20 protein-coding genes and 1 pseudogene are annotated in these 24,262 nt (G+C 67.2%); 12 read left to right on the top strand and 9 right to left on the bottom strand.

What is annotated here, in order from left to right; all coding sequences use genetic code 11:
• Positions 1-1,323, top strand: coding sequence for an aminopeptidase P N-terminal domain-containing protein (locus J2W68_RS04690; RefSeq protein ID WP_310233224.1), 1,323 nt, complete (start codon positions 1-3; stop codon positions 1,321-1,323).
• Between the two features lie 84 nt (positions 1,324-1,407).
• On the opposite strand, the gene pepQ is transcribed toward J2W68_RS04690, so the two are convergent.
• The 7 genes from pepQ to rph form a co-directional block, all read right to left on the bottom strand.
• Positions 1,408-2,757 (bottom strand): Xaa-Pro dipeptidase, encoded by a 1,350-nt coding sequence (gene pepQ / locus J2W68_RS04685; protein ID WP_310233222.1) that lies wholly within the window; start codon positions 2,755-2,757, stop codon positions 1,408-1,410.
• 702 nt (positions 2,758-3,459) lie between these two features.
• Positions 3,460-3,804, bottom strand: coding sequence for a PilZ domain-containing protein (locus J2W68_RS04680; protein WP_310233220.1), 345 nt, complete (start codon positions 3,802-3,804; stop codon positions 3,460-3,462).
• Complete coding sequence (locus J2W68_RS04675) at positions 3,801-6,071, bottom strand: DUF1631 family protein (RefSeq protein ID WP_310233219.1); 2,271 nt, start codon at positions 6,069-6,071, stop codon at positions 3,801-3,803. Before J2W68_RS04675 ends, J2W68_RS04680 begins: the two co-directional genes overlap by 4 nt.
• A gap of 179 nt (positions 6,072-6,250) precedes the next feature.
• Entirely contained in the window at positions 6,251-7,414 is a 1,164-nt protein-coding gene (gene hemW / locus J2W68_RS04670; protein WP_310233475.1) for a radical SAM family heme chaperone HemW, read from the bottom strand.
• A gap of 46 nt (positions 7,415-7,460) precedes the next feature.
• On the bottom strand, positions 7,461-8,066 hold the full coding sequence (gene rdgB / locus J2W68_RS04665) for an RdgB/HAM1 family non-canonical purine NTP pyrophosphatase (RefSeq protein WP_310233218.1): 606 nt from the start codon (positions 8,064-8,066) through the stop codon (positions 7,461-7,463).
• Positions 8,063-8,470 (bottom strand): VOC family protein, encoded by a 408-nt coding sequence (locus J2W68_RS04660; RefSeq protein WP_310233216.1) that lies wholly within the window; start codon positions 8,468-8,470, stop codon positions 8,063-8,065. Before J2W68_RS04660 ends, rdgB begins: the two co-directional genes overlap by 4 nt.
• Positions 8,467-9,195, bottom strand: a complete 729-nt coding sequence (gene rph / locus J2W68_RS04655; RefSeq protein ID WP_310233215.1) for a ribonuclease PH — start codon at positions 9,193-9,195, stop codon at positions 8,467-8,469. Before rph ends, J2W68_RS04660 begins: the two co-directional genes overlap by 4 nt.
• Positions 9,196-9,317: 122 nt before the next feature.
• Between rph and J2W68_RS04650 the strand changes: the two genes are divergently transcribed.
• The 11 genes from J2W68_RS04650 to J2W68_RS04600 all read left to right on the top strand — a co-directional run bounded on the left by J2W68_RS04650 (position 9,318) and on the right by J2W68_RS04600 (position 20,759).
• Positions 9,318-10,178, top strand: coding sequence for a YicC/YloC family endoribonuclease (locus tag J2W68_RS04650; protein ID WP_310233214.1), 861 nt, complete (start codon positions 9,318-9,320; stop codon positions 10,176-10,178).
• 120 nt (positions 10,179-10,298) lie between these two features.
• Complete coding sequence (gene gmk / locus J2W68_RS04645) at positions 10,299-10,943, top strand: guanylate kinase (RefSeq protein ID WP_310233472.1); 645 nt, start codon at positions 10,299-10,301, stop codon at positions 10,941-10,943.
• Positions 10,944-11,049: 106 nt separating this feature from the next.
• Entirely contained in the window at positions 11,050-11,352 is a 303-nt protein-coding gene (gene rpoZ, locus J2W68_RS04640) for a DNA-directed RNA polymerase subunit omega (protein ID WP_310233211.1), read from the top strand.
• A 154-nt stretch (positions 11,353-11,506) separates the two neighbouring features.
• A complete protein-coding gene (locus J2W68_RS04635; protein ID WP_310233210.1) occupies positions 11,507-13,681 on the top strand; it encodes a RelA/SpoT family protein in 2,175 nt (724 codons plus the stop codon).
• 63 nt (positions 13,682-13,744) lie between these two features.
• Positions 13,745-14,128: a RidA family protein gene (locus J2W68_RS04630; RefSeq protein ID WP_310233209.1), complete on the top strand. Its 384-nt coding sequence runs from the start codon at positions 13,745-13,747 to the stop codon at positions 14,126-14,128.
• 16 nt (positions 14,129-14,144) lie between these two features.
• The gene (recG, locus tag J2W68_RS04625; RefSeq protein WP_310233208.1) at positions 14,145-16,253 is read left to right on the top strand and encodes an ATP-dependent DNA helicase RecG; all 2,109 of its coding nucleotides are present in this window, start codon (positions 14,145-14,147) and stop codon (positions 16,251-16,253) included.
• A gap of 58 nt (positions 16,254-16,311) precedes the next feature.
• Positions 16,312-17,100 (top strand): response regulator transcription factor, encoded by a 789-nt coding sequence (locus J2W68_RS04620; protein ID WP_310233207.1) that lies wholly within the window; start codon positions 16,312-16,314, stop codon positions 17,098-17,100.
• Positions 17,101-17,225: 125 nt separating this feature from the next.
• Positions 17,226-18,161, top strand: coding sequence for a nucleoside hydrolase (locus J2W68_RS04615; RefSeq protein WP_310233205.1), 936 nt, complete (start codon positions 17,226-17,228; stop codon positions 18,159-18,161).
• A gap of 82 nt (positions 18,162-18,243) precedes the next feature.
• Positions 18,244-18,495 carry a type B 50S ribosomal protein L31 gene (locus tag J2W68_RS04610; RefSeq protein ID WP_232134337.1) on the top strand — a complete coding sequence of 84 codons (252 nt, stop codon included), beginning with the start codon at positions 18,244-18,246 and terminating at the stop codon, positions 18,493-18,495.
• Positions 18,496-18,758: 263 nt separating this feature from the next.
• The gene (locus J2W68_RS04605) at positions 18,759-20,060 is read left to right on the top strand and encodes a citrate synthase (protein ID WP_310233204.1); all 1,302 of its coding nucleotides are present in this window, start codon (positions 18,759-18,761) and stop codon (positions 20,058-20,060) included.
• Positions 20,061-20,375: 315 nt separating this feature from the next.
• On the top strand, positions 20,376-20,759 hold the full coding sequence (locus J2W68_RS04600) for a hypothetical protein (protein ID WP_310233202.1): 384 nt from the start codon (positions 20,376-20,378) through the stop codon (positions 20,757-20,759).
• A 33-nt stretch (positions 20,760-20,792) separates the two neighbouring features.
• Here the strand turns inward: J2W68_RS04600 and J2W68_RS04595 are convergent, their stop codons facing one another.
• Both J2W68_RS04595 and J2W68_RS04590 read right to left on the bottom strand, forming a co-directional pair.
• Positions 20,793-21,425 carry a hypothetical protein gene (locus tag J2W68_RS04595; protein WP_310233200.1) on the bottom strand — a complete coding sequence of 211 codons (633 nt, stop codon included), beginning with the start codon at positions 21,423-21,425 and terminating at the stop codon, positions 20,793-20,795.
• A gap of 163 nt (positions 21,426-21,588) precedes the next feature.
• Positions 21,589-24,151, bottom strand: a pseudogene (locus tag J2W68_RS04590) (penicillin-binding protein 1A).
• Positions 24,152-24,262 lie beyond the last annotated feature (111 nt).

The following is a 24,262-nucleotide window of genomic DNA, read 5'->3' as shown; positions in this document are numbered from 1 at the left end:
ATGGCGATCGCCACCGGCATCACCGCGGCCACCTACCAGAAGCGTCGCCGTCAGCTGATGCGGCTGGTCGGCGACAACGCGATCCTCGTACTGGCCAGTGCGCCCGAGCGGGTGCGCAGCCGCGACACTCACCATGCCTACCGGCAGGATTCCGACCTCTGGTACCTGACCGGGTTCGCCGAGCCGGATGCGGTCCTGGTGCTGGTGCCGGGACGCAAGCATGGTGAAGCGCTGCTGTTCTGCCGCGAGCGCGATCTGGAACGGGAAGGCTGGGACGGCCCGCGGGTCGGTCCCGAGGGCGCGATCGACGCGCTGGGCATGGACGATGCATATCCGATCGATGACCTCGACGAGATCCTGCCCGGCCTGCTCGAAGGTCGCACGCGCGTCTACTACCACTTCGGCCGCGATACCGAATTCGATCTGCAGCTGATCGGCTGGCTCAATCGTGTGCGTGCGCAGGTGCGGGTCGGCGCGCAGCCGCCGCACGAGTTCCTGGAGCTGGGACATCTGCTCGACGAGATGCGGTTGTTCAAGGATGCCGGCGAGCTCAAGCTGATGCGGCGCGCGGCGAAGATCAGCGTCGACGCCCATGCCGCGGCGATGCGCGCGGCGCGCCCGGGCATTCACGAGTACGCGCTGCAGGCGGAGCTCGAATACGTGTTCCGTCGCCACGACGCGAGTCCCGCATACGAAAGCATCGTCGGTGCCGGTGCCAACGCCTGCGTGCTGCATTACCGCGCCAACAACGCGCAGGCGCGCGACGGTGATCTGGTGCTGATCGACGCCGGCGCCGAATACCGCGGTTACGCCGCCGATATCACCCGCACGTTTCCGGTCAACGGTCGCTTCACGCCTGCGCAGCGCGCGCTGCATGAAGTCGTCGAATCCGCGCAGCAGGCCGCCCTGGCGCAGGCGCGACCGGGCGTGGCCTACGAGGCCGGCCACAATGCCGCGGTCGAGGCACTGACCGAAGGTCTGCTGCGGCTCGGGCTGTTGAAGGGCAAGCTGGCGAAGCGCATCGCCGATGGCAGCTACAAGCGCTTCTACCGGCACAAGACCGGTCACTGGATCGGCCTCGATGTGCACGATGTCGGCGACTACCGCATCGAAGGCGAATCGCGCCTGCTCGAGCCCGGCATGGTGTTCACGATAGAGCCTGGCCTGTACGTCTCGACCGACGACACGACGGTGGATGCGAAATGGCGCGGCATCGGCATCCGCACCGAGGATGATGTACTGGTCACGAAGACCGGGCACGAAGTGCTGACGACGGGACTGGCGCGCACGGCAGACGAGATCGAAGAGTTCATGGCGCGCTGAAGCGCCGCGGTGTGCGGGAGCGTGGTTGCGCGCGATGGGTCTCTCACGGGGATGCCCATCGCGCGCAAGCGCGCGCCTACAGGTTCAGATCGTGTTCTCTGCCGCCCACGCGTCACGCGTGAGGTTTTCCGGCGCGTCGCCGGTGCAGACCACATCGTCCTCGATGCGAATGCCGCCATAGGGGCGGAAAGCGTCGATGCGATCCCAGTCGATGCTGTCGCCGTGGCCAGCGGCCTTCAGGTCTTCAAGCAGCATGTCGATCACGTAGATGCCGGGCTCGATCGTGACCACCATGCCCGGCTCCAGTACACGGGTCAGGCGCAGGAACGGATGGCCCTCGGGCTTGGCGATGACGCCGCCGGTCTCGGACGCGGCGAAGCCCGCCACGTCGTGGACCTGCAGGCCGATGCCGTGGCCGAGCCCGTGCGGGAAGAACGCCGCGCTGATGCCGGTCGCCAGCGCGGCTTCCGGCGACACTTTGATCAGCCCGAACTCGCGCAACACGCCGGCAAGGGCGAGATGCGCGTCGAGATGCAACTGCTTGTAGTCCGCGCCGCTGCGTACCTGCGCGACCATCGCCTGCTGCGCGGTGTCGACGGCCTCGATCATTGCCTGGAACTCGCTGGCGGTATCGGCGGCATAGGTCCGGGTGATGTCGGCGGCGTAGCCCGCGTGGCTGGCGCCGGCGTCGATCAGGAAGCTGCGCACCGGATCGGGCGGCAGACGTCCGAGTTCGGTGTAATGCAGCACCGCTGCATGCTCATTGAGCGCGACGATGTTCCCGTAGGGCAACTCGTTGGCGTCCTGGCCGGCGGCCTGGCAATAGGCCAGATGGATCCCGAACTCGCTGGCGCCGGCGCGGAACGCACGCTCGGCCGCGGCATGTGCGCGCACGCCGCGACGTGAGGCCTCGCGCAGCATCGTCAGTTCGTACGGCGTCTTGAACGCGCGGTGGTAGTCGAGATGATCGACCACCGCCGGCGGATTGTTCGCCTTGTAGGCGCCGTAATGCCCCAGCGCACTCTGGGGTTCGCCGAGAATCGCGCAGCGCGCCGCATTCTTGGGCAGATGCTGCTGGGCCTCTTCGGGCTTGCGGATCACGACGATGTCGAAGTGTTCGACCCAGTACCCCGACGGCGCTTCCGGTACCACATGCCAGTAGTCGCGCGGCTGCAGGTACACCAGCTTCGGCCGCGCGCCCGGGGTCACGATCAGCCAGCTGCCCGGATTGCGCGTCAGTGGCAGCCAGGCCTTGAACTGCGGATTGACCGCGTACGGGTAATCGCGGTCGTCGAACACCTGGTAGTGAAGCGTGCCGCTCGGAATGACGAGGTGCTCCAGACCCGCGCGCTCGAGCGCGGTGGCAGCGCGCGCCTGCAGCGTCGCGAGGTGGTCGGCGTACAGGCTGGCGGCGGACGGTGCAGGCGTGGACATCTTGATCCCGGGGTGACGAGTGGATCGCACTATTCTGCCGTATCGACGCAGGGGTGGTGTTCTGCGCGCTTCTTCTCTGCGTTTTGTACGCTGTTGGGCAGGTACCGCGCGTTTCCTCTGCCTAGACTCTTGCTTTGCTGTTGGCGAGGTTGTGACGTCCTACCGCTGACTGCAGACCCGTAGGGCGCCGCACATGGATGTGCGGCGTTTTTCGACCGAACCAGGATGGCGAGTCGGAAAATCCCGGAACAAGTGACACGCCGGGTGAGCTTCGTCGGGGCTGGCCCTTTTCTTTGGTTCGGTTTCTTTGACTCGCATCTTCGATGCTCGCCCCTTCGGGGCCGGTTTTGCCGTTCGCACTGCGTGCGTGGGGCCAGCAAAAGAAATGAACCCGCTCGCCGCAAGGCGAGTGGAAGCGTTTGACGTTGGCTTCTCCTGTCAAATGCAAACGCACAGGCGTAGATCAAACGCTTTCGTCCGCTGACGCGGCCGAGTTCATTTCTTTTGGTTGACGCCCACGCACGCAGTGCGAACGGCAAAGCCGGCCCCGAAGGGGCGAGCATCGAAGATGCGAGTCAAAGAAACGGAACCAAAGAAAACCGTCTCCCCGACACGTCCGAAGCCCGCGGCGTCGCGTGCAACGCCCTCCGGGTCTGCAGATCTAGGTGCGGCGTCTCGACGATCAAAAGCAGACGCCGAACGTCAGGCGTAATGACTTCCCGGCGCATTGACCCACCCTTGCAGCCGATGCGCCAGCGAAGGTGTCGTCGCAATGAAGCGGAAGCCCGCCCAGCTGGCGCCGGCAAGCGTCGCATCGTCGAGCCACAACAGATGCGCGCCGATCTCGACCGGCGTGTCCGGGGCATCGGGCAGGGTGAACGACAGCTGATAGAGCCCATCTTCAACGAAGGGTTCGCTGGCGATCAGCAGCATGCCGGTTTCCGACAGGTTGCCAATGCGGCCGACGACGCGTGCGGTCATCGCATCGGTCACCAGGATGACGTCGGGTGCCTTGCGGCGCTTGGCGCGGCGGAATTCCTGCATCATGCCGTCATCTCCGGCGAGCGGCCTTCGCCACGGCCGGCGAAGCTGCGCAGGGCGCCCATCGCGGCCTGCCAGGCGCGATCGACGAGATGCCCCCGGTCAGCGGTGATGACGCGGGCATTGCCGGTCGCCATTAGCCGCGCGACAGCGTCCATCGATTGTTCGCCGGTGCGCTGACCGCGCAGGTTGACGAACAGCACGTGGTCGGTGATCGGGCTGTACCAGGACATGCGCCGGCGCACGATGTCGCCCTGCTGATTGGTGGTGAATTCGATCCAGGTGCCGAACGGCAACGTGCGCAGGTAGTCGTATTGCGCCTGCTCCTCGGGCGTGCGTACCGGTGGTTTCTCACGCCGGGCGGCGCCGGCTTCCTCGCCCAGGCGCGCGCGTGCCTTGAGCTTCATCGCCAGCTCGGTGCGCGACGCGGCATCGACCTCGTCGCTGCGATGACTGGTCAGGCGCTGGGCGATCACCGTCGCCTCTTCGCCGTGGTAACCGACCTGGCCGAGCGCGGATTCCACATCGGCTTGCAGGGCCTCGTCCTCGCACGGCACAGCATCGAGCGAGGCGTCGACGATGCGGCGGGTCATCGCCAACGTGTGGTCAGCCTCGCTGGAGGACTCGCCATGGCGCAGGAGGGTCAGCGTGAGCACGTCGGCCCAGGCCTGGTCGAGCAGCGCGCGCGAGAACCGCGGGAGGCGACGCTCGCCGACGATGCCCTGCATCAGCTCGTCGGCACGTGCACGCGCGGCGACCAGCTTCTCGCGACCGCGTGCGGCCTCGATGTGGCGACGCTCCTGCAGTTCCGCCGTGCGCGCCTGCGTCTGCAGTTGCGCCTGGACACGTGCATTGCCCTCGGCGAACACCGACACGTCGCCTTCGTAGTTGTCGACGACGAAGGCGACCGCGGCGCGCAGGGCTGCCTGCACGCGCGGATCGAAAGCGGTGTCGTCATGCCAGTTGGCGGCGCTCTCGGCCACAGTGTTGAGCAGCTGCCGCGCCGGGTGGCGCTGGCGGGTGAAAAAGGAATGATCCTGCAGCGCGGCGCGCAGCACTGGGATCTGCAGTTCGCGTACCAACGGCGCCGCCGGCGCCTCGCTGCGGATCTCCTGCTCGATGTGCCCGTAGAGCATCCCGAGCAGTTCGAATGCATCTTCGTCCTGCGGTGCCAGGCTCGCGCCTTCGCCGCTGCGCTGGCGCGCCTGGGCTAGCAGTGACCGCCTGATTTCGACCAGGCTGCCTCCGCCGGCCTTCGTGGGCTGTTGCTGGAGCTGACGCAGCGCATCGGAGATTTCGCTCGTGGCGAGCTGGCGCCGCGGAAGGGGCACGTCGCCGCGTGGCTGGAACTTGCGCAACAGCTCGCGGCGGCCGGACATCAGTGCCTGCAGGCGCGCGTAGGCGGCCTCGTGTGCCTGCGCATCGTCGAGCCCGTCGTCAGCGGCCTCGGACTCACCCCAGGCCGTGTAGGGACGATGCGCGTCGTCCACCTGCGGGCGCGGCATCTCGGCGGGATCGGCAGTCCGTGCCATGGGTTTTGCGTCCTTGGTGTCGACTGGCTCGGCCCGGGCGCGCATCGGCACGAACGTCAGCGAGGGCAGGATGCCGTCATCGGCGAGTTGCGCGTCCAGGCGCTCGAGGGTGCGGGCATAGCCGGGCATGACGACGCGATCGAACATGCGGTACAGCAGCAGCCGCGCGTCGTGTTCGATCTCGAGCGCGCGTGCGGCCGAAGCGATCGCACGGCACAGGCACTGTGGCCCAAGCGGCAGGCGTTCGGCATCGAATGCGGGCGCGGCGGCGAGCACGCCGAAGCGCTGGCCCAGCAGATGCAGCGACAGGTTCGCGCGGGCTTCCTGGCGACTCGCGATCTCGCGCAGCACCGTGCCTTCGTCCATGACCGTGTCTTCGACCAGGCTCAAAGGTCCGAACGAGGCGGTCTCCGGCGGCGTGGGCGGCGGCGGTGAGATGGGCGCGCGCACCGCGGCGACCGAGCCTTCCAGGGCGAGCAGGAAACGTGGCACGAGGTCGGCGCGACTGGCGCGAAACGCCCGCAAGGTGGCCATGTAACCCGATTCCAGCCCGGGGTTGCGCGCCTGGTCGGCCAGCCGGAACAGCTCCTGCTCGAACTCGGCAACGAGATTGGACAGCCCCCCGTCGAGCTCGGTGGACACGAACGACAGCGCGCGCTCGAGCGTGCGGCGCACGCGCGGAGGCAGGCCGGCCGCGGCAAGCGAGCGGGGCGGTAGGGAGGTGTGTGCGGTCGCAGGCATTCCGGTTGCCGAACTGGGCATGGATCACATTCTTTAGCATGCGCGCGCGGGCTTCACCACCGGGAGTCGAACGTGGGCCGCCAGTCGCACGCGGGTGCGGCGTCCTGTCCGCAACAACGGGCTCGTCGGGCAGCAACGGCCATACCCCTGCTGCTGCGCCGCAGACAGTGGCGCGCGACTCAGTCTTCGAGGAACAGGGCGACGACGTCGTTGGTGAAGCGTCGGCCGAGTTCGGTCGGCACGATGCGGTCGCCCTCGCGTTGCAGCCAGCCTCGGTCGATCGCGACCGCAAGCGGCGCGTCGATGACCGTGGACTTCAATCCGGTCGTGGCTTCAAAGCCGGACAGCGCGAATCCATCGACCAGACGCAGCGCGTTGAGCATGAACTCGAACGGGCGACGCGCCGGCGTGATGCGCTCGTCGCCGCCGATGCCCGCCGGCGTGCCGGCGCCGGCCAGCCACGCCACGGGATGCTTGGACTTCCAGCGGCGCAGGATCGTCTGCTCGCTGCCCAGCGTGAGCTTGCCGTGCGCGCCGGCGCCGATGCCAAGGTAGTCGCCGAAGCGCCAGTAGTTGAGGTTGTGCGCGCACTGCCGGCCGGCGCGTGCGTAGGCGGAGACTTCGTACTGCGCATAGCCGGCGTCAGCCAGCAGCGCCTGGCAGCGCTCCTGCATGTCCCAGGCGAGATCGTCGTCGGGGATGCCGGTCGGCGGACGCGCGGCGAATACCGTATTGGGTTCCAGCGTGAGCTGGTAGTGCGAGATGTGCGTCGGCGCGAGCTCGATCGCGCGTATGACGTCGTCTTCCGCCATTGCCAGGGTCTGGTCGGGCAGGGCGTACATCAGGTCGAGGTTGAAGTTGTCGAAGCCGGCATGGCGCGCCAGTTCGATCGCTGCCGCAGCCTGCGCGCTGTCGTGAATGCGGCCGAGTTTTTTGAGCGTGGCGTCGTCGAAGGTCTGGACGCCGAAGCTGATCCGGTTCACGCCGGCGCGCCGGTAATCCTCAAACCGGCCGTGCTCGGCGGTGCCGGGATTGGTTTCCAGGGTGATCTCGGCCTGGGGCGCGAAACGCAGCCGCGAGGACGCGCCCTGGAGCAGGCGTTCGATCGCATCGGCCGGAAACAGGCTTGGCGTGCCCCCGCCGAAGAACACGCTGTGCACCGTGCGGCCCCAGACCAGCGGCAGGTCCTGGTCGAGATCGGCCAGCAGCGCGTCCACATAGGCGTCGAACGGTGGCGTGCCGCCCTTGAACTCGTGCGAGTTGAAATCGCAGTACGGGCATTTACGCACGCACCAGGGCAGGTGCACGTACAACGACAGCGGCGGCGGGATCAGCATCGACAGAAGGTCAGGGCGGCGGGCGGCATGCGCAAGTGCGCGCGGCAATCGATCAGGCGAGCAGGCCGGATGTCGCCAGCCGGTCGCGCAGTGCCTGCAGCGCCAGTGCGCGGTGGCTGATGCGGTTCTTTCGCTCGGGTTCCATTTCGGCAGCGGTCAGACCCTGCGCAGGATCGAGGAACACCGGGTTGTAGCCGAAGCCGTTGTAGCCGCGCGGCGCGTCGAGGATGCGACCTTCCCAGCTGCCTTCGGCGATCAGCGGCTGCGGATCGTCGGCGTGGCGCAGCAGCACGATCACCGCGTAGAAGCGCGCGGTGCGTTGCGCCTCCGGCAGGCCGTCGAGTGCCTGCAGCAGCTTGGTGTTGTTGGCGGCATCGTCGGTCGGGCTGCCGGCGTAGCGCGCGCTGTAGAGTCCCGGCGCGCCGCCGAGCGCATCCACGATCAGGCCCGAGTCGTCGGCCAGCGCCGGCAGGCCGGTGACCTTCGCTGCATGCCGCGCCTTGATCAACGCGTTTTCAACAAACGTGGTGCCGGTCTCGGGCACATCGTCCACGCCCAGTTCGCGCTGCGGCACGATCGTCAGCGGCAAATCCGCGAGCATCGCGCGCAATTCGATGAGCTTGCCGGCATTGCCGCTGGCCAGGACGAGGGTCTTCATGCAACGGGCTCCAGCAGATCCCACTTGGTGCCGTAGAGATCGACGAACACCGCGACGGTGCCGTAGGGCTCGACCCGCGGCGCTTCGAGGAAGGTCACGCCGGCCGCGGTCATCGTCGCGTGGTCGCGGTCGAAGTCATCGGTGTAGAGAAAATGGTCGACGCGGCCGCCGGTCTGGTCGCCGATGCGCGCGCGCTGCGCCGCATTGGCGGGCTGCGCGAGCAGCAGCGATGCGTCGTCCGCATCGCTGGGGCCGATCCGGACCCAGCGCTTGCCGCCGCCGAGCGGACGATCCTCGAACACCCGGAAGCCCAGCGCACGCGTGTACCACGCGATAGCCGCGTCGTAATCCGCCACCAGCAGCGTGGTCAACGCGATGCGCCGCTTCGCGCGTCCGGATGTCATCCCGCGAGCGCTTCGCGCTGCAGGGCGACGAGCTGGGCGACGCCGGTCTCGGCCAGCTGCATCATCGCGTCCATCTCGGTGCGACGGAACGCGTGGCCTTCGGCGGTGCCCTGGACTTCGATGAAGCCGCCGCCGTCGTTCATCACGACATTCATGTCGGTGTCGCAGTCGCTGTCTTCGGCGTAGTCGAGATCGAGCACCGGCACGCCGCGATAGATACCGACCGACACGGCCGCGATCGCGCCGTGCACCGGGTCGCGGGTGATTTCGCGCCGCGCGCGCAACACGCCGATCGCATCCACCAGCGCGACGTAGGCGCCGGTGATCGCGGCGGTGCGGGTGCCGCCATCGGCCTGCAGCACATCGCAGTCGAGCGTGATCGTGCGCTCGCCGAGCGCTTTGCGGTCCACGCAGGCGCGCAGGCTGCGGCCGATCAGACGCTGGATTTCCAGCGTACGGCCGCCCTGCTTGCCGCGCGAGGCTTCACGATCGTTGCGGGTGTTGGTGGCGCGCGGCAGCATGCCGTACTCGGCCGTCACCCAGCCCTCGCCCTTGCCGCGCAGGAAGCCCGGCACGCGGTTCTCCACGCTGGCCGTGCACAGCACGCGGGTGTCGCCGAAGCTCACCAGCACCGAACCCTCGGCATGGCGGGTGAAGCCGCGTTCGAAACGGACGGCGCGAAGATCGGCGGGCGCGCGGCCGCTGGGACGGGAGAACTCGGACATGGGGGAGGGCCGGAAGACGGCTGCCGATTCTATCAGTGGCCTGCACGCGCCCATCCCGAACGCCCGACCCCGCGCCGCGGCTGAGGCATACTCGTCCGCCGTTTTCCGCAGTGAACTTGCCGATGATCCGCAGCATGACCGCCTTCGCCGCCGGCGAGCGCAGCACCGAGTGGGGCACGCTGGCCTGCGAACTGCGCGCGGTGAACCACCGCTTCCTCGAGCTGGGGACTCGGATGCCGGAGGAGATGCGCGCGGTCGAACCCGTGCTGCGCGAGCGCATCGCCACGAAAGTCTCCCGCGGGAAAGTCGACGTGGGCCTGCGTCTGCGCAGCGTTGAAGGCGGCGGCGAACTCCAGCTCAACCAGGCGTTGCTGACCCGGTTGCAGGGACTGGCCAGCGATCTGCGCGGCGGATTTCCCGAACTGCGTGCCAGCCTGACCGAGCTGCTGCAGTTCCCCGGCGTGCTGCAGTCGCGGGGCGTCGATCCGGCAGCACTGCAGGTCGAAGTGCTGGCGCTGCTCGACACCGTGCTCGAGGACTTCATCGCCGCGCGCGAACGCGAAGGCGGCAAGCTGGTCGCGGCGATTCTCGAGCGTGTCGACGGCATCGCCACGATCGCCGCCGAAATTCGCATGCTGATGCCGCAGATCGGCGAAGCCCAGCGCTCCAAGCTGCAGGCGCGGCTCGACGATCTGCCCCATCCGGTCGAGCCCGGTCGCATGGAGCAGGAACTGGTGCTGTGGCTGCAGAAGCTCGACGTGGACGAGGAGCTCGATCGCCTCGACAGCCACGTCGTCGAGATCCGCCGTGTGCTGACCCAGCGCGAGCCGCAGGGGAGGCGTCTGGATTTCCTGCTGCAGGAATTCAACCGCGAAGCCAATACCCTGGGCTCCAAATCGGTCGACCGCCGCAGCTCGCAGGCGGCGATCGAACTGAAGGTGCTGATCGACCAGATCCGCGAGCAGGTGCAGAACATCGAGTGATCCTGCGCGGGCCGGCCCGCCTCCGGCGCGGGTCCGCGTAAAGCGGTACGATGCGCGGCCTTTCGAGCGCTGGAGACGGGCGTGACCCCCGAATCCCACCATGCCGCGGATACGCCGCCGATGCGCGGTACGCTGTTCATCGTCGCCGCGCCGTCGGGCGCCGGAAAATCCAGCATCGTCAACGCCTGTCTGGCGCGCGATCCGGACATCGCCCTGTCGATCTCGTTCACCTCGCGCCTCGCGCGCCCGGGCGAACGCCACGCCGAGCACTACCATTTCGTCGGCAAGGACGTATTCCAGCAGATGATCGATTCCGGCGATTTCTTCGAGTACGCCCAGGTGCATGGCGACTGGAAGGGCACCGCGCGCCAGTCGGTCGAGCCGCAGCTCGCTGCCGGCAAGGACGTGCTGCTGGAGATCGATTGGCAGGGCGCGCGCCAGGTGCGCGACAAGGTGCCCGAGGCCGTGAGCGTCTTCATCCTGCCGCCGTCGCGCGAAGCGCTGGACCAGCGCATGCGCAAGCGCGGACAGGACAGCGAAGCGGTGATGGCCCAGCGCCTCGCCGCCGCGCAGGAAGAGATGTCGCACTACGATGAGTTCGACTACGTGGTGGTTAACGAGGATTTCGACACTGCCGTGGCCGAGATGTGCGCGATTTTCCGCGCCAGCCGGCTGCGTCGCGAGCGTCAGGCCGAGCGCCACGCCGCCCTGATCGCGCGCCTGTTGCGCGAAGAACCAGCCGAAGCGGCGCCAGGCGCCCGCTAACTGTTTGATTCATATAGTCGACGCTTGCGTCGGCATGGGGCCGGCGCTACGATGCGCGACCCTTTTTCGTCAATTCGCGCGGCCGTTCCGGTCGCCGGGAGCCCGTATGGCCCGCATCACCGTAGAAGATTGCCTGGAAGTCGTCGACAACCGCTTCGAGCTGGTCATGTTGGCCGCGCGCCGCGCCCGCCAGCTCGCCAATGGCGTCGAATCGCAGCTCGACAACAGCGAGAACGACGACAAGCCGACCGTGCTGGCACTGCGCGAGATCGCCGCGCGCCGCATCGATCAGCCCTTCATCGAAGCCGTCGACAAGTCCGAGCGCGAGCGCAAGGAACGCGAGGCGCTGGAATGGGCCGCCGCCGAAGTCGTGGCTGACGACGACATGGGCAAGGGCGACGATCTGTGATCCGCCTGCCGCGCGGCTGACGCGCGCGGTTCGACAGCGTGACCAACGACCCCGCTCCGGCGGGGTCGTTGCGTTTGGAACAAGCGGCGGCACTGTCCAGTCCGTCGGCGCCGATATGGTTCCAAAACCCCGACCGTGCCCGTAGGCTTCGTGGATGACCCCTGCCGTACCCGCTGCGACTGCGCCCGCACTGCCCGACGTCCCCGCGGACGACGCGGTGCCCGAGTACATGCATGTGCTCGAACGGGCGGCGCAGTACCTGCCCGATGAGCAACGTGTGCAGTTGCGCCGCGCGTGGTCGGTCGGCCAGGCCGCGCACGCCGGTCAGATGCGCAAGTCCGGCGAGCCCTACATCACCCATCCGGTGGCGGTGGCGGTGGTGCTGGCCGAGCAGAAGGTCGACATCGAAACGCTGGTTGCGGCGATCCTGCACGACACGATCGAAGACACGCCGCTGACGCGTGAAGCACTGGCGTCGGCGTTCGGCGAGACCGTCGCCGAACTGGTGGAAGGTGTCACCAAGCTCGACAAGCTCAACTTCGGCAGTCGCCAGGAAGCGGACGCGGAGAGCTTCCGCAAGATGATGCTGGCGATGGCGCGCGACCTGCGCGTGATCCTGATCAAGCTCGCCGATCGCCTGCACAACATGCGGACGCTGGGCGCGCAGCCGGGACCGGCGCGTGAGCGCATCGCGCGCGAAACGCTGGACATCTACGCGCCGATCGCCCAGCGCCTGGGCATGAACAAGATCAAGGCCGAGCTGCAGGATCTCGGCTTCCATGCGCTGCATCCGATGCGGCACACGATCCTGGAAAAGCGCATCCGCAACCAGCCGCTGGTCCGGCGCGAATCGCTGGCCAGCATCGAGGCGCAGCTTGCGCAGCGGCTCACCAGCGCCGGGCTGCAGTACCGCCTCGTGGGGCGGGTGAAATCGCCATGGAGCATCTACAACAAGATGCAGGGCGAGGGGAAAACCTTCACCCAGGTCATGGACGTGTTCGGCTACCGGATCATCGTCGGCAATGCGGCCGATTGCTATCACGCACTCGGTATTGCGCACTCGGTGTTCAAGCCGCTCGATGGGCGCTTCCGCGATTTCATCGCGATCCCGAAGGCCAATGGCTACCAGTCGCTGCACACGGTGCTGTTCGGGCCTTACGGCGCGCCGATCGAAGTGCAGATCCGTACCGAGGAAATGGAGCTGATCGCCGAGCGCGGCATCGCCGCGCACTGGGCGTACAAGCATGGCGGCGAAGGCCCGAACAGTGCGCAGTCGCGCGCGCATACCTGGATCGCCGGCCTGCTCGAGTCGCAGCGTGCGACCGGTTCGTCGCTGGAGTTCCTCGAGAACGTCAAGGTCGATCTGTTCCCGGACGAGGTCTACCTGTTCACGCCGAAGGGCGACATCATGTCGCTGCCGCGTAACTCGACCGCACTGGATTTCGCCTATGCGGTGCATACCGATGTCGGCAACCGGGCAGTTGCCGCGCGCGTGGACGGAAAGCTGGTGCCGCTGCGCACGATGCTTGCCAGCGGCCAGCGCGTGGAAATCGTCACGGCCAAGTCCTCCATGCCGCGCCCGCAGTGGCTCGAGTTCGTCGTCACCGGCAAGGCGCGCACCTCGATCCGCGCGCAGCTCAAGCATCTGCAGCACGAAGATGCGGTGCAGCTCGGTCATCGCATGCTCGACCGCGCGCTGGAGATGCTCGGCACCTCGCTCGACCGGCTGCCACAGGAGCGTCTCGATGCGTATCTGGTCGAAGCGAAGTACCCGCGGCTCGAAGAACTCATGGCCGACATCGCGCTGGGCAACTGGATGCCGGCGCAGGTGGCGCTCGCTCTGGCCCAGCACGATGGCGGCGTGCCGACCGAACAGATCGCGCGTGCCGGCGAGACGATCCGCATCCGCGGCGACGAGCGCGGTGTGATCACCTTCGCCAACTGCTGCATGCCGATTCCCGGCGACGACATCATGGGCTACCACACCACCGGCCGCGGCATCGTCGTGCATCGACTGGATTGCCCGAACGTCGCCGAGTTCCGCAAGTCGCCCGAGCGCTGGGTCGCGATCGACTGGGACCGCGAGGTCGTCGGCGACTACAACGTCGCGCTGCGCATCGAAGTCGAGAACCATCCGGGCGTGCTGGCGCAGGTGGCCGCGGCGATCGCGCGTGTGCACTCGAATATCGACGGCGTGGAATACCTGGAGCGCGACAGCACCATCGCGGCGATCCGCTTCTCGATCGAGGTCAAGGGTCGCAAGCATCTGGCCGAAGTGATCCGACGGACACGCCGTCTGCCGGTTGTGCACGGCGTGCAGCGGATGTAATCCGAACCGCGGCCATGCGCGCGCCCGCTAGAATGCGGGCTTTCCCGCTGCCGGAGTTCCACGATGCCCCGCACGCCCATTTCCACCTCCGATGCGCCCGCCGCGATCGGACCGTATTCGCAGGCCGTCCGTGCCGGCGACACCGTGTATTTCTCGGGGCAGATCCCGCTCGATCCGGCCACTGGCGAGATCGTTGCCGGCGACATCACCGCGCAGGCACGTCGCGCGTTCGACAACCTCAAGGCCGTCGCCATCGCGGCCGGCGGCAGCCTCGACGATATCGTGCGCGTCGGTCTGTACGTCACCGATCTGGGCGAGTTCGCACAGGTCAACGCGGTGATGGCGGAGTACTTTGAATCGCCGTATCCCGCACGCTCCACCATCGAAGTGCCGGCGCTGCCGAAGGGTGCGCGCTTCGAGGTCGATGCGGTGATGGTGCTCGGCTGAGTCCTTCCGGTCCCGCATGAGCCGGTCCGGCACGCACGCGCCGACGCTCGCCGACGCAGGACGCACATCGGTGTCCGCGTTGTCGGGTGTCGGGCCCAAGGTCGCGGAGAAACTCGCTGCGCGTGGCCTGGCGACGATCGGCGATCTGTGGCTGCACCTGCCCAGACAGTACGAAGACCGCACGCATGTCACGCCGATCCGCCATCTGCGCGGCGGCGTGCCGGCGCAGGTGGAAGGCACGGTCGAGGCGATCGAAAAAGGCTTCCGCCGACGGCCGATGCTGCGCGTCGCGATCGGCGACGGGTCCGGCGGCACGCTTGTGTTGCGTTTCTTCCACTTCCGCGCCGCGCAGGTCGCGCAGCTGGCCGTCGGCACGCGCCTGTGCTGCTTCGGCACGCCGCGGCCCGGCCAGCAGGGCCTGGAAATCGTGCATCCGAGCTACCGCGTGCTCGGCGCGGATGCGATCACTGTTCTCGACGATCGGCTGGATCCGATCTACCCCGCAATCGAAGGCGTCGGCCCGCAAGTGCTGCGCCGTCTGGTCGGGCAGGCGCTCGACCGATTGCCCGGCGACGCCGCCCTCGAGCTGTTGCCGGGCGAGGCCCTGGCAACGCTCGGCATGCCGACACTGCGCGAGGCGCTGCTCTACGTCCATCGGCCGCCTTGCGATGCGGACATGGCGATGCTGGCATCGGGCCGCCATCCCGCGCAGCGTCGACTGGTGCTCGAGGAGATGCTCGCCCACCACCTCAGCCTGCGTCGGCAGCGCATCGCGCTGCAGGCGCATCGCGCGCTGGCGTTGCGGCCGGGCGCGCTCGCCGCGGCGCTGCAGGCGTCGCTGCCGTTTGCGCTGACCGGGGCGCAGGCGCGCGTGCATCGTGAGTTGCTCGCCGATCTCGCACGACGCAAGCCGATGCTGCGGCTGGTGCAGGGCGATGTCGGCAGCGGCAAGACCGTGGTGGCGGCGCTTGCCGCTGCGACCGCGATCGATGGTGGCCGTCAGGCCGCACTGATGGCGCCCACTGAACTGCTGGCCGAGCAGCACGCGCAGAACCTGCGCGCGTGGTTCGAGCCGCTCGGCGTGCGCGTCGCGTGGCTTGCCGGCAAGGTCACCGGCCGCGCGCGCGCTGCGGTGCTCGCCGACATCGCATCGGGCGCCGCGCCGCTCGTGGTCGGTACACACGCTTTGATGCAGGCGAGCGTCGCGTTCCATGACCTGGCGCTTGCGATCGTCGATGAGCAGCACCGCTTCGGCGTGCACCAGCGTCTGGCGCTGCGCGACAAGGGCGCAGGCGGCGACCGTGTGCCGCACCAGCTGGTGATGACCGCGACGCCCATTCCGCGCACGCTGGCGATGTCGGCCTATGCCGACCTCGACGTCTCGGCCATCGACGAACTGCCGCCCGGTCGCACGCCGGTGCAGACGGTGGTGCTCAGCAGTGAACGACGGTCGGCGCTGATCGAGCGTATCCGCCACGCCTGCGCCGAGGGGCGGCAGGCCTACTGGGTGTGCACGCTGATCGATGACTCGGATGAGGTCGTGGCCCAGGCCGCGCAAACGACCTTCGAGCTGCTGTCCACCGCATTACCGGAAGTTCGTGTCGCGCTGGTGCACGGGCGGATGAAGCCCGCGGCCAAGCAGGATGCGATGCGCGCGTTCAAGCAGGGCGAGATCGATCTGCTGGTCGCCACCACGGTGATCGAGGTGGGCGTCGATGTGCCGAACGCATCGCTGATGGTGATCGAGAACGCCGAGCGTCTGGGCCTTGCGCAACTCCACCAGCTTCGTGGCCGCGTGGGGCGGGGCAGTGCCGCATCGAGCTGCGTTCTGCTCTACCAGTCGCCGCTGTCACGCATGGCGCGTGAGCGCCTGGAGACCATGCGCACAACCAGCGACGGCTTCATCATCGCCGAGAAGGATCTTGCGCTGCGGGGGCCGGGCGAGCTGCTCGGGACGCGTCAGACCGGACTCGCCGAATTCCGCTTGGCCGATCTGGCCCGGGATGCGGACCTCCTGCCGGATGTCCATCGCATCGGTGATGCGCTCCTGGCGGATGCCCCTGAAATCGCGGAGCGCGTCGTCGCCCGTTGGATTGGAGGCGCAACGCGCTACGCCTCGGCCTGAATGGACGATCCGCTTGGCACGCTTGGGCCTGCGCCCGCCTCATCGTTCTATAGGATCGATGAAATACCGTACCAGTCCCCTGTTTTATGTGACTAAGCCACGCTTTTGCATTGGGCTTTTGGGTCTGGAACGGGATAATTCTGAGACGATGCCAGCCGACGAGGCATCCGGCCTCATTACCCAGGGAGGGATGATGGACGGCCTACTGAGAATCTTCATTGCGGACGACCACCCATTCACGTTGGCAGGCGTCCGCGCCGAGATCGAGCGTGCGGGTGAGGCGCTTGAAGTTGCGGGCGAGGCGTCCAACGGCGCTGCGCTGCTGACGCTTCTGGAAGAGTCGCGCCCAGGCGACCTGCTGGTGACTGATTTTTCGATGCGAGGCCCGCAGCTCCGTGATTGCGATGGCTTGCCGCTTCTGTTGACCCTGCGGCGACAGTTTCCGTCCCTGCCGATCATCGTGCTGACCGACCTGGACAACCCGGCGATGCTGCGGGCGGTGGTGGACGCGGGTGCGCGCGGACTGGTGGACAAGGCGTCCGCGCGCGACGAGTTGTTGACCGCGATCCAGAGGGTCGCGAGCGGGCGCATCCATTTCTGTCGTGCGATGCGCACGATGCTCGACCATGCGGGTGCGCTCGATGGTCCGCAGGTGCACATGTCTCCGCATGAAGCGGAAGTCGTGCGCCTGTTCGTCACCGGACTGAGCGTCAGCGAGATTGCTGCCCGCCTGTCACGTAGCGTCAAGACCATCAGCCGTCAGAAGAACGATGCGATGCACAAGCTGGGGCTCGACAACAACTGTCAGCTGTATGCGTATGCACGCGACCATGGTCTGACCCCCTGACGGCGCGCGAGCCGTGCCTCGCGGTCGTTCGGCCGGCGCCGGTCACGCTGCGCAGGTCTCGTCCCTGGGGTGTGGAGCGAAGTGCCCAAGGTCGCCGTCAGGCAGAACGCGGGCGATAATGCGGCATGACCGAGAAAACCCCGCTGCTGATCGATACCGACCCGGGCGTCGATGACGCCCTGGCCCTGTTGCTGGCGTTCGACGATGAGGCGCACGACATCGTCGGGCTGACCATTGCTGCCGGAAACGTCGGCCTGCATCACACCGTCGCCAACGCACTGAAGCTCTGTGAAGTGGCTGGCCGCGCGGATATACCGGTGTTCGCAGGCAGTCCATCGCCGCTGCTCCACGCCGCGCCCGATGCCGCCTATGTGCATGGCAACGACGGCTTTGGCGATATCGGCTACACGCCAGCGTCGCGTGAAGTGGAGGCCGAACACGCCGCGCTTGCGATCCTGCGCCTCTCGCATGTGCATGCGGGCCGTCTGGTGCTGGTCGCACTGGGTCCGCTGACCAACGTCGCGCTGGCCTTGAAGCTCGACCCGGGCCTGCCCTCGCGCATTTCCCGGTTCGTGGCGATGTCCGGCGCGGTGACCGGACACGGCAACATCACGCCTAGCGCCGAGTTCAACGCCTACTTCGACCCCGAAGCCGCGAAGATCGTATTCGACGCGTTCCCGGTGTTCGACCTGTCCGACTGGGAGGCGACGGTCGCCCATGGACTGCCGCACGACGCCGTGCTCGGCTGGATGCAGGCCGGCGGCGAGGTCGGGCAATTCTATGAGGCGATCTCGCGCAAGACCCGCGAATGGTCTGCCGACCGTCGCGGCGACGACTGGCATTCGGCCGATGCGCTGGCGATGGCCTGGGTGCTCGAACCCGAGGCGGCGGTGGAGGTGGTCGCGCGTCCGCTCGACGTCGTGCTCGATCAGGGGCCGGCCCGGGGCGCCACGGTCGTCGACTGGCAGCGCCAGCTCGGCCGGCCCGACAATGCCCGCATCCTGATGCGTTACGACGAGGCGCGGTTCCATGCACGGATCCGTCGCGTGCTCGCCCGCTGAGTGGCAGCCGCACCGTGGCTTGCGCCGCGGTGCGGTCAATGGTTAAAATGCCGCTCTTCCCTTGCGCAACTTTGGTGCCGCCATGAAGGCCGACATCCATCCCGAATACCGCGAAGTCGTCTTCCAGGACGTCACGTCCGACGGTTTCAAGTTCCTCACCCGCTCGACCCTCGCCGCCACGGCGAAGGAAAAGATCCAGTGGGAGGACGGTAACGAATATCCGCTGATCAAGATCGAAGTCTCGTCGGCTACGCATCCGTTCTACACCGGCCAGAACAAGATCATCGACACCAGCGGTCGCGTCGACAAGTTCCGCAGGCGCTACGCCAAGTAAGCGCGTGTGGAATGGTGCGTGCCGCGAATGTGGCGCGCATCGTCCGACGACATCAGCGGCCGCCTTCGGGCGGCCGTCTGCATTCCTGCTGTCTGCTCTCCGCCGCCGTCGCGATGCCACGGCGTGCATCGTCGTGTTCGACTTTCGTGCAATGCCGCGTACGGGCGCGCATGGGATCGCTATGCGATAATTGACGCGTTGCGGCAAGCGCCGCCCGCCATGCCGGATGGTGTCGCCGTCCGGAGAAATGAGGAGCCTCCAGAGTGTCTGAATCCAACGCCAAGCTCGACCAGGTCACGCTCGATGCCGCCGGCAAAACGGTGACGCTGCCCGTTCTGCACGGCACGCTCGGCAACCCCTGCATCGACATCTCGAAGCTGCCCAAGGAAACCGGCTGCTTCACCTACGACTCCGGCTTCACCGCCACTGCCAGCTGCAAGTCCGCGATCACTTACATCGATGGCGATGAAGGCGTGCTGCTATACCGCGGTTACCCGATCGACCAGCTGGCCGAGAAGTCGAGCTTCCTCGAGGTCGCTTACCTGTTGCAGGCCGGGGAGCTGCCGACCGCCGACGAGTTCGCGAAGTTCGAGCACGAAGTCACGCATCACACGATGATGCACGAGTCGCTGAAGAGCTTCCTGCAGGGCTTCCGCCACGATGCACATCCGATGGCGATGCTCGCCGCGTCGGTCGCGTCGATGTCGGCGTTCTACCACGACACGCTCGACCTGCAGGATCCCGAGCAGCGCCGTCTCGCCGCGATCCGCCTGATCGCCAAGGTGCCGACGTTGGCCGCGGCGGCATACCGCTATTCGGTCGGCCAGCCGATCCGCTATCCGCGCAACAGCCTGGGTTACGTCGACCGCTTCCTGCACATGATGTTCGAAGTGCCGAGCGAGCCGCTGGAGCTCAATCCGGTCGTCGCCAAGGCGATGGACCTGCTCTTCATCCTGCACGCCGATCACGAGCAAAACGCATCGACCTCGACCGTGCGTCTGGTCGGTTCGACCGGTGCGAATCCGTACGCGTCGGTCGCCGCGGGCATCACAGCGCTGTGGGGCCCCGCGCATGGCGGCGCCAACGAGGCGGTGCTCAAGCAGCTGGCCGAGATCGGCGATGCCAAGAACGTCGACAAGGCGATCCTGCGTGCCAAGGACAAGAACGACCCGTTCCGCCTGATGGGCTTCGGCCATCGGGTCTACAAGAACTTCGATCCGCGCGCCAAGATCATCCGCGAGATGACCCACAAGGTGCTCGGTGAGCTGGGTATCAACGATCCGCTGCTCGAAGTGGCGATGAAGCTCGAGGAAGCGGCGCTGAAGGACGACTACTTCGTCGAGCGCAAGCTCTATCCGAACGTCGATTTCTACAGCGGCATCATCTACAAGGCGCTGAACATTCCGACCGAGATGTTCACCGTGATGTTCGCGATCGGCCGTACCGCCGGCTGGGTTGCGCACTGGCTCGAGCAGCAGGTCGATCCGGAAGCCAAGATCGGCCGCCCGCGTCAGATCTACACCGGCTACGACGTTCGCGACTACAAGGGCGCCGACCAGCGCTGATGCAGGACAACAAACCGGGTCTTCGGGCCTGGCGCGTCACCACAGGGCGGCCTTCGGGCCGCCTTTGTCCTGTTTGGAAACGCCACCCGCTTGTCCGGGAATTCTGACACCCATGCCGGGCGCGTTCCGGCTGTCGCCGCATCATGCGCGCGTCAAACTGGCTTCGATACGCGCCGATTCGCGTCCCATTCGTCGGGGCCGCCGCGGCGTTCGACTCACTCGAAAGGGGAAAGCCGGATGAAAATGCGATGGATGTGGACCACGGTACTTGCCTGTGCAGCGGTACTGACAGCGTCGAACGTGACGGCGCAGGAAATGTCGTTCCGAAGCGGCCTGATCACGGGCATCAGTCCGATGCAGGTCGCAGCAACCGCCCAACAGCAGGCGAAGCCGTCGCAGACCACCGGCGCGTTCGGACGCGCGCTGGGACGGGTGGCCGGGCGTGCGGCATCCCGCGTCACCGGCGAGTATTCCTACGAGGCCTACGAGGTTGCCAGTGGCGCTGCGCGCGATGTCGTGGAGGGTGCCGCTGCGGCGCCTGCGGCGGGTGGCCAGGCCGTGACCGCCTATATGGTGATGATGCGGTTCGATGACGGCACAGAGTCGGCGATCCGCGCCGCGAGTGCGGAAGGTCTGAAGGTCGGTGCCCGGGCGCGGGTGTTCGGGGCAGGGCAGAGCGCGCAGATCGTTATGGAGTGAGCAGGACGAGCCATCGCTTCGGTGGCCCGAGACTCAGCCGGCGCCGTGCTCCAGCGCGATCAGCTGTTCGAGCTGCGATCTGGATGCGCGGCGCACCGGTTTATCGTCCATCGTGGACAGCGGTGCCTGTCGGAGACTCGCTTCCGGCAACACCGTCAGATCGAAGATCAGGTCTTCGGCGGCGAAGATCCACACATCGAAATCGCCTGTCCGCTGGCGGTCCAGGCGCAAGCGGCGCATCCGGCTTTCAGCCGGAATGCGGTGATCGTCCAGAAAACGGGCGAGGCCGGCCGGGTCGTCGGTGTGGAGGTGCAGCATCACCGCGGAATGTGCATCTGCCGTCCCGTCGAGCACCGGTCCGACAAGTCGCGGTGAGAACTGCTCGAAGAAACCCATCGCATGCATCGCCGCCTCGCGCCGCATGCGCAGCGCATAGGTCTGGCGTGCACCGATGAACAGCCGCTGATACTCGCGCAGCGCGTCCTCGATTTCCCGATTGCGCGGCAACGAGGCATCGTCGTGGATGCCGAGCCGGCTCGCGGCCTTGAGCTTGGCCACGTGGAAGTCGCGGATCCCACCTTCTGCCATCAGCCGTGCGGCCTCATGCGCGAGGCGATGGCGGCGTTCGCGGGTCTGAGTCTCCGCGTGTTGACGTGCGCGGTGCATGCGCGTCCCCTGTCGTCGATCACCTGCGATCGACTGTACGCCAGCATCGTGACCGGTCAAGACACGGCGCGATGCGCTTCAGCTTGCAGCCGTGTCCCGAACGGCATTTCTCGCACCTAACGTGTCTTGATCAAAGCGATGGCGCGGGACCCGCCGCTAGCGGTCAGAAGATGTCGAACGCTTCCTCGGTCGGCACATCGTCGATCTGCAGGTCGATTTCCGACTCCATGCGCTCCAGGTCTTCGGCCTTGACGTACTCGATGATGCCGCCGTCGGACGAGCTCGGCAGCAGGCGCCCGCCGGCGGTCACCGCCACACGCACCATGCCTTCTGGCGGCTCGTTCGTCGCTTCGGGCACGCCGTCGAGCGCGATGCGCATGTAGTCGATCCAGATCGGCAGTGCCGAACGGCCACCGTATTCGCGGAAGCCCAATGAGCGGTTGTCGTCGCGGCCCACCCAGACCGAGGTCACGAGGTTGCCGCCGAAGCCGGAGAACCAGGCGTCGCGATGGTCGTTGGTCGAGCCTGTCTTGCCGCCGACGTCCTCACGCTCGAGCACACGCGCCGCGGTGCCGGTACCACGGCGCACGACGTCGCGCATCATCGAGATCATCTGGTACGCCACGCGTTCGTCGATCGCGCGGGGCGCCATTACCGGAGCGGCGCCATCGGCGCGCGGCTCCGGCGGTGGCGGGGCTTCGGCCGGCGCCGCAGTGACCTCGCGCTTTTCGGCGGCCGGTCCCAGGTTGAATCCGTCGACCACATGGCCGGGCGTCGAGGACTGCCCGGGCGTGCCACCACTCCCGCAGCCGCGGCAGGCGCGCGCGGGATTTTCCTTGAACACCAGCGTGCCCTCGCGGTCACGCACCTCGTCGATGAACCATGGCGTCACGCGAAAGCCACCGTTGGAGAACACCGCGTAGCCGCGGGTCACGTCCAGCGGGGTCAACGAGGGTGTGCCCAGCGCGATGGAAAGATTCGGCGGCAGCTGCGATTCCTCGAAGCCGAAGTGACTGATGTATCGACGCGCGTAATCCACGCCGATCGCATCGAGTAGGCGTACGGCCACGAGGTTGCGCGACTGCACGAGTGCTTCGCGCAGGCGCATCGGGCCGACGAACCGGCCGTCGGAGTTCTGCGGGCGCCAGTCCTGTCCGCGGCGCATCCGGAACAGCACGGGTGCGTCGAGCACGATCGAGGCCGGATTGAACCCTTTCTCGAATGAGGCCGCGAAGATGAAGGGCTTGAAGCTGGAACCCGGCTGCCGGCGCGACTGCGTAGCGCGGTTGAAGTTGCTGCCGGCGAAGCTGAAGCCGCCGATCAGCGCGCGCACCGCGCCGTCGTCGGGCTCCATCGACACCAGGGTGGCCTGCGCGCGCGGCAGCTGTTCGAGCTGCCAGGTGATCACGGGCGGCGGCAGCGCCTCGGGGTCGGCATCGGCCGGGGGCTTGGCCGGCGTCTCGACGCGACGCACGCGGGTCAGATCGCCGCGTGTGAGCAACGCGGCGGGATTCTTGCCGGTCCACCGGCTGGCGGCGGCGTCGAGCGTTACGGTGCTGCCGTCGGCCAGCACGACGTCGGCGGTGCCTTCGCCGCTGCGTACGACGATGGCCGGCAGCATGCCGCCCTGTGGCGAAATGCCACGCAGACGGCGCGCAGTGGCCGCGGCGTCTTCATCGGTTGCCAGTTCGAAGGTTTCGGCTGGTTTTACCCAGCCGTGGCGGCGGTCATAGGTGGTCAGGCCATTGCGCACAGCCAGTTCGGCGCCCGCCTGCATCGTCGGGTCGATCGTGGTGGTGACGTGGTAGCCGCGGGTCAGCACATCGCCGCCATAGCGGGCGAGCATTTCCAGCCGCACCATTTCCGCCACGTACGGCGCGAAGACCTCGATCGGTCGCTCGTGCGGGCTGGCGTGCATGTCCACCGCGCGCGCGGCGGATGCTTCCTGCGCGCTGATGAAACCCAGTTCCTGCATGCGTGCAAGCACGTAGACATCGCGCCGTTCCTTCGCGCGCTCGGGGTTGCTGAGCGGGTTGCCGCTGGACGGGAACTTCGGGATGGCTGCAAGCGACGCCATTTCGTCGAGGTCCAGCTCGGCCAGCGACTTGCCGTAGTAGAACTCGGCCGCCGCGGCGACGCCGTAGGCGCGATTGCCGAAGAAGCTCTTGTTGAGATAAAGCTCGAAGATCTCGTCCTTCGACAGGTTCTGCTCCATCTTCCGGGCGAGCAGCATCTCGGCGAACTTGCGGGTGAAGCTGTATTCCGAGCTCAGAAAGAACTGGCGCGCGACCTGCTGGGTGATCGTCGAACCGCCGGGGACGCGGCGGTCGTTGGTCGTGGCCAACAGCCACAACGCGCGCGCGACGCCGCGATAATCGATGCCGCCATGCTCGTAGAAGCGTGCGTCTTCGGTCGCGAGGAAGGCCTGCTTCAGGCGCTCGGGTACCTCCTCAATCTTGACCGGGTAACGACGCGTCTCGCCGAACAGGGCGATCAGCCTGCCGTCCCGCGCGTAGACGTACATCGGTTCCTGCATCTCGATGTCGCGCAGCGTTTCGACGTCGGGTAGCTTGGAGGCCACGGCTGCGTAGAGAATGCCGCCGGTGATCGCGCCGAGGATGCCGAGCACCAGCACCAGGACCAGGGTCCAGCGCAGCAGACGGCGGAAACGGGATGGGCGGGGCTTGGGCGTCGACGAAGGGGCTGGGCTCATGGCGGCAAAGTATAGGGGAGCCGTCCACGGCCGCGGTGCGCAAGCGTGGAACAGGGCTTGCAGGAGGCCTTCGAGGCCGGTGGCTGCAGGGTGTTCAGCTTTCCGGATTCGACCGCGCGTGTTG

The sequence above is a fragment of the Luteimonas terrae genome, from assembly GCF_031457535.1.
In the GTDB taxonomy this organism is placed as follows: Bacteria; Pseudomonadota; Gammaproteobacteria; order Xanthomonadales; family Xanthomonadaceae; genus Luteimonas; species Luteimonas terrae_A.
The sequence above is the reverse complement of the archived record's forward strand: the minus strand, read 5'-3'. Positions and strand labels throughout refer to the sequence as shown.

Bases quoted from the DNA above. Each gene is read 5' to 3' on its own strand.
- J2W68_RS04675 (WP_310233219.1), bottom strand. From the start codon at position 6,071: ATGCCTGCGACCGCACACACCTCCCTACCGCCCCGCTCGCTTGCCGCG.
- rph (WP_310233215.1), bottom strand. From the start codon at position 9,195: ATGTCCGAGTTCTCCCGTCCCAGCGGCCGCGCGCCCGCCGATCTTCGC.
- J2W68_RS04680 (WP_310233220.1), bottom strand. From the start codon at position 3,804: ATGATGCAGGAATTCCGCCGCGCCAAGCGCCGCAAGGCACCCGACGTC.
- J2W68_RS04620 (WP_310233207.1), top strand. From the start codon at position 16,312: ATGAAATACCGTACCAGTCCCCTGTTTTATGTGACTAAGCCACGCTTT.
- J2W68_RS04690 (WP_310233224.1), top strand. From the start codon at position 1: ATGGCGATCGCCACCGGCATCACCGCGGCCACCTACCAGAAGCGTCGC.
- J2W68_RS04650 (WP_310233214.1), top strand. From the start codon at position 9,318: ATGATCCGCAGCATGACCGCCTTCGCCGCCGGCGAGCGCAGCACCGAG.
- J2W68_RS04595 (WP_310233200.1), bottom strand. From the start codon at position 21,425: ATGCACCGCGCACGTCAACACGCGGAGACTCAGACCCGCGAACGCCGC.
- recG (WP_310233208.1), top strand. From the start codon at position 14,145: ATGAGCCGGTCCGGCACGCACGCGCCGACGCTCGCCGACGCAGGACGC.
- rdgB (WP_310233218.1), bottom strand. From the start codon at position 8,066: ATGAAGACCCTCGTCCTGGCCAGCGGCAATGCCGGCAAGCTCATCGAA.
- J2W68_RS04630 (WP_310233209.1), top strand. From the start codon at position 13,745: ATGCCCCGCACGCCCATTTCCACCTCCGATGCGCCCGCCGCGATCGGA.
- J2W68_RS04610 (WP_232134337.1), top strand. From the start codon at position 18,244: ATGAAGGCCGACATCCATCCCGAATACCGCGAAGTCGTCTTCCAGGAC.
- J2W68_RS04600 (WP_310233202.1), top strand. From the start codon at position 20,376: ATGTCGTTCCGAAGCGGCCTGATCACGGGCATCAGTCCGATGCAGGTC.
- gmk (WP_310233472.1), top strand. From the start codon at position 10,299: ATGCGCGGTACGCTGTTCATCGTCGCCGCGCCGTCGGGCGCCGGAAAA.
- J2W68_RS04660 (WP_310233216.1), bottom strand. From the start codon at position 8,470: ATGACATCCGGACGCGCGAAGCGGCGCATCGCGTTGACCACGCTGCTG.
- pepQ (WP_310233222.1), bottom strand. From the start codon at position 2,757: ATGTCCACGCCTGCACCGTCCGCCGCCAGCCTGTACGCCGACCACCTC.
- J2W68_RS04615 (WP_310233205.1), top strand. From the start codon at position 17,226: ATGACCGAGAAAACCCCGCTGCTGATCGATACCGACCCGGGCGTCGAT.
- J2W68_RS04635 (WP_310233210.1), top strand. From the start codon at position 11,507: ATGACCCCTGCCGTACCCGCTGCGACTGCGCCCGCACTGCCCGACGTC.
- rpoZ (WP_310233211.1), top strand. From the start codon at position 11,050: ATGGCCCGCATCACCGTAGAAGATTGCCTGGAAGTCGTCGACAACCGC.